5 protein-coding genes are annotated in these 4210 nt (G+C 66.1%); 4 read left to right on the plus strand and 1 reads right to left on the minus strand.

What is annotated here, in order from left to right; translation table 11 throughout:
- The 4 genes from PGX04_RS19295 to PGX04_RS19310 all read left to right on the plus strand — a co-directional run.
- The coding region (locus PGX04_RS19295) for a YeeE/YedE thiosulfate transporter family protein (protein ID WP_273739997.1) at positions 1-581 on the plus strand (581 nt) is incomplete at its 5' end.
- Between the two features lie 52 nt (positions 582-633).
- A complete protein-coding gene (locus PGX04_RS19300) occupies positions 634-927 on the plus strand; it encodes a sulfurtransferase TusA family protein (RefSeq protein WP_180839799.1) in 294 nt (97 codons plus the stop codon).
- Positions 927-1244, plus strand: a complete 318-nt coding sequence (locus PGX04_RS19305) for a rhodanese-like domain-containing protein (protein ID WP_273739998.1) — start codon at positions 927-929, stop codon at positions 1242-1244. Before PGX04_RS19300 ends, PGX04_RS19305 begins: the two co-directional genes overlap by 1 nt.
- 154 nt (positions 1245-1398) lie before the next feature.
- On the plus strand, positions 1399-1710 hold the full coding sequence (locus PGX04_RS19310) for a hypothetical protein (protein WP_273739999.1): 312 nt from the start codon (positions 1399-1401) through the stop codon (positions 1708-1710).
- A 26-nt stretch (positions 1711-1736) separates the two neighbouring features.
- Here PGX04_RS19310 and PGX04_RS19315 read toward each other — a convergent pair whose 3' ends face one another.
- Positions 1737-3905, minus strand: coding sequence for an ATP-dependent DNA helicase (locus tag PGX04_RS19315; RefSeq protein ID WP_273740000.1), 2169 nt, complete (start codon positions 3903-3905; stop codon positions 1737-1739).
- Between the last annotated feature and the right edge of the window lie 305 nt (positions 3906-4210).

Consider the following 4210-nt stretch of genomic DNA (forward strand, 5'->3'; position numbering starts at 1 on the left):
CACCGGTCGTGGGTCTCCGCGGGTTCGCTCGCGGAACGGCGGCGTACTTCCGGAGTCTCGCTCGCGCGTGGCGACATCCGATCGCCTCGAGCAAGCAGCCGTGGGATCCGCGGACCGCCGCGCTCGGGATCACCGCCGCCGCCGTGCTCTGGTTCAGCCAGGTCTCCATCGTCGGCGTCACCGGTCCCGAAGCCCGCTGGACGGGCTATCTCCTCTCGAAGGTCGGCGTCGACGCGGGATCGTTCGAGTACTGGGGGTCGGTCCTCTTTCAGGGACAGGGCGTCGGCGTGACTGTCGACATGGTGATGATCGGCTTCGTCATCGTCGGCGCGTTCCTCGCCGCCCTCTGGAGCGGCGACTTCTCCGTGCGGATCCCGAAGCGCCGACGGCTGCCCAACGCCATCGTCGGCGGTCTCATGATGGGAGCGGGCTCGCGGCTCGCCCCCGGCTGCAACATCGGGAACATCTACTCCGGCATCGCGGAGCTCTCGGTCCACTCGTTCATCGCCGCGATCGGCATCGTCGCCGGCGTCTACGTGATGACTCACTGGATCTACCGCGAAGTCGGCTGTGCGATCTGAGAACGAATCGTTCGCCAACTACAAACCACTCCGACCACGGAAACACGATACAATGCCATCCATCGACGACGTCACGAACGCACCGGACGAACTGAGCGACGACCGAGCCGACGAACTCCTCGAGGAGGCCGACCTCGTCCAGGACATGATGGGCGAGGTCTGTCCCTACCCGCAGGTCGAGGCCAAGAAGGGGCTTCAGGGACTCGAGTCGGGCGACCTCCTCGTCCAGGAGACGGATCACGTCCCCTGTACCGAAAACGTGCCCCGAGCCGTCGGCGACGACGCCGACGCGCAGGTGTGGCGCAGCGGCGACGCGGTCTACCGCATCTACCTCCGGAAACGATAATGGTCGACGAACTCACCCCCGAGACGGTCCGAGAGCGTATCGAGCGCGACGACGAGTTCGACCTGCTCGACATCCGGAGCGACGAAGACTACGCCGAGGGGCACCTCCCCGACGCCGAACACGTCACTATCGAGGAACTCGAGGAGACCGTCGTCGACCGCGACTGGGCCGACGACGTGGTCGTCTACTGTTACATCGGCCAGACGTCGGTCCAGGCCGCACGCCTCATCGACGAGTACGGCGACGCCGAACGGGTCGCGAGTATGGCCGGCGGCTACGACGCGTGGGACCCCCTCGAGCCGCCGACCGGCGACTGATCGCCGACGGACTGGCGGATCGCGAGATCGAGCCGGGAATCGAACTGTGAGCCGTCCGGTGGCTATTACCCGACGGTCTCGCTATCTCGTAGCCATGTACCGACGCACAGTTGTCGCGGGTTCGGCAGCGGTTCTTCTCGCGGGGTGTAGTGAGTTGACAAGCTTCACGGACGATGGCTACGTCGATTCGACGGTTCAGGACGAGCAGACGGCGGAGTTCAACGCCGAGGCAGGCGAGGAACTGACCGTGACCGTCGAGAACGTCGCCGTCGCCGAACCCGAAAACGAGACGACGGTCGAATCCGACAGTATCAGTTTCCGACTCGATCACGCGGAGAACGGGCCCATAGGGACGCGTTCGATCTCGGAGTCGGAGACGTTCGACGTGACGACCGACAGCGGCGGAACGCACCTCGTGATCGTCACGAACGGCGCGGCCGACGTGACGATCGAACCGACCGAGTGACGCCGTGACGGCGCGACTCGAGGGGGTCAGGGTGCCGGCGGCTCGCCGCCGTACGCCTCGTGGTCGCCGTAGAAGTTGCGCATCGCGAACTTGAGCTTGTCCGGACCGATGTCGATCAGTTCCTCGCGTTCCTCGTGCGGGAAGGTGCCGTTGACGCTGTACTTTCCGAGATCCGACTTCGCCGAGCGCGAGTAGCGCCGATCGAGGAGCGCGCGAACGCCGACCTCCTCGGGCGAGCGGATGACCCGGCCGAGCGCCTGTCTGGTCTTGCGGACCGTCGGAATCTCGACGGCGTAGCGCCAGCCCGTATCGGTGCCGTCGAAGGCCACGTCGTAGGCCTCCTGTACCGCCTCGGCCCGATCGTCCAGATGCGGGTAGGGAACGCCGACGACCAGCACCGTGTTGGCGTCGTCGCCGTCGAAGCTCACCCCCTCCGCGAGGGTCCCCCACAGCGAGGTACAGAGCACCGCGTCGTCGTTCGCGACGAACTGCGTGCGGAGCGCCTCGACGGACTCGCCGGGCTCGTCCAGGTAGACCGTCCGGTCGCTGCGGCGCTCGAGCCGGTCGGCGTAGCGCCCCGCCTCGCCGTAGTTGGGGAAGAAGGCGAGCGTGTTGCCGGGCGTCATCCGGACGGCGTCGTGGATCGTTTCCGTCACCGTCTCCTGGACCGCGGGGTCGTCGCGATCCGAGGAGAATAGCGGCGGCGTCTCGACGGCGTACGTTCGACGGTTCTCCTCGGGGAACTGCAGCCCGTAGGCCATCGTCACCGCGTCCTCGAGGCCCAAGACGTTCTCGGTGACGTCGAACGGCTGGAGGGTCGCGCTCATCAGGACGGTCGCGTAAATCTCGTCGAACAGCTGGCCGGTCACCTGCCGCGGAAGACAGGAGTACAGTTCCGCGCGGCCGTAGACTTCGTCCGTGCCGGCGTCGCGGGTGACGGAGACGACCGGGTAGAGTCCCTGCGTCGAACTCTCCGACATCCACGCGCTGACGAAGGCCGCGGCCCCCAGCGTCTGACACTCCGTCCGCGTGGCCGTCTCGCCCTCGCGGTAGGCCTCCTCGTACTGTTCGTCCAGTTCCTGGCCGAGTTTCATCGCGGCCTCGAGGTCGTCCTCGATTCCCCGCCCGGAGTAGCGCTGGAGGAACTCGAGGGTGAGGTCGTCCTTGCGGTCCTCGTTGGCGATGGGGACGTCCTCCCAGCTCTCGCCGATCCCCTCGCGTTCGCCGAAGCCGAACGAGTCCTCGTACGTCTCGACGAGCGCGCGGTGAAACGCCGAGAGGACGTTGGCGGCGTCTTCCGAGCGCGGGTCGTCGGCGTCGGCGAGTTCGTCCAGCGCGGAGTCGAAGGTCCGCTCGGAGCAGGTTCTCGTCGCGTGCTCGCGGGCGGCATCCTCGACGTTGTGCGCCTCGTCGAAGACGGCGATCACGTCGTCCGGATCGCGGCCCAGCCAGCGGAAGAACTGCTCGCGAATCGTGGCGTCGAGCAGGTGGTGGTAGTTACAGACGACCAGGTCGACGCCCTCGATCCCCTCCTTCAGCAGTTCGTACCCGCAAAACTGCTGTTGTTCGGCGCGTTCGTAAATCTCGTCGGGCGTCCGGACGTCCTCGAAGAGCCACCCGAAAAAGTCGTCCGTGTCTTCGGTCAGGTTGTTCCGGTAGTACTCGCAGACGTTCTGGTCCTCGAGATCCTCGAGTTGCTCCTCGATGTCCTCGAGTTCGTCCATGACGGCGCTGCGGGCGTCGGCCGCCGATCCGTCGCCGTCCTGGCTTTCGGCGAGCAGTTCGCGTTGCCGGCGCTCGAGTTGCTCACGGTCGCGTTCGGCGTCGACGACGGCGCGGGTGTTGTCCCGCAGGGCCTGACACTCCTCGTAGCCGACGTCGATGTGACACATCGACGATTTTCCTTTGAAAACGACCGCGCGGATTTGCTCCTCTCGCGTGATCGCGCGGGCTTCGGCGACGAACTGGCGCATCTGCTGGTGGACGTTCGTCGTGATGACGACCGTCTTGTCCCGCTCGCGGGCCACCTCGAGGGCCGGCACGAGCGACGAGAGCGTCTTGCCGGTCCCGCAGGCACCCTCGAAGAGGACGTTTTGTCCCCGCCCGAGGGTGTTGTGGATGCGGTCCATCGCCTCGCGCTGATTCTCGTACGGCCGGTCGTACGGGAAAAAGCGCATATACCCGGTCTCGGACACAGTACGTGATAGGTTCGCGCTGCGATAAAAGGATTCGTCTCGATTCGGTCGTGGTATTTAGGCGACCGGCCCGTGGCGACGACCGCGACCGTCACGTGACACCGACTACCACCGGCCGGCGAACGCACGGTACAGGGCCATAGGTCTCGAGCACCTGCCTCCAGTATGGCGATTCCCGGATACGATTCGAGCAACGTCGCCGAGTACACCCTCGAGAGCGCGGGTGCCCGCGTCGCCGTCGTCGCGGGCGTCGTGATCGACGAATTCGGCCTCGCGAAGAAGCGGGAGACGGAGGCCGAAGCGAT

The organism is Natrinema soli, assembly GCF_028618695.1.

What these genes read in the sequence shown, in the direction of transcription:
- PGX04_RS19300 (WP_180839799.1), top strand. Translation starts at nt 634, where the DNA reads ATGCCATCCATCGACGACGTCACGAACGCACCGGACGAACTGAGCGAC.
- PGX04_RS19305 (WP_273739998.1), top strand. Translation starts at nt 927, where the DNA reads ATGGTCGACGAACTCACCCCCGAGACGGTCCGAGAGCGTATCGAGCGC.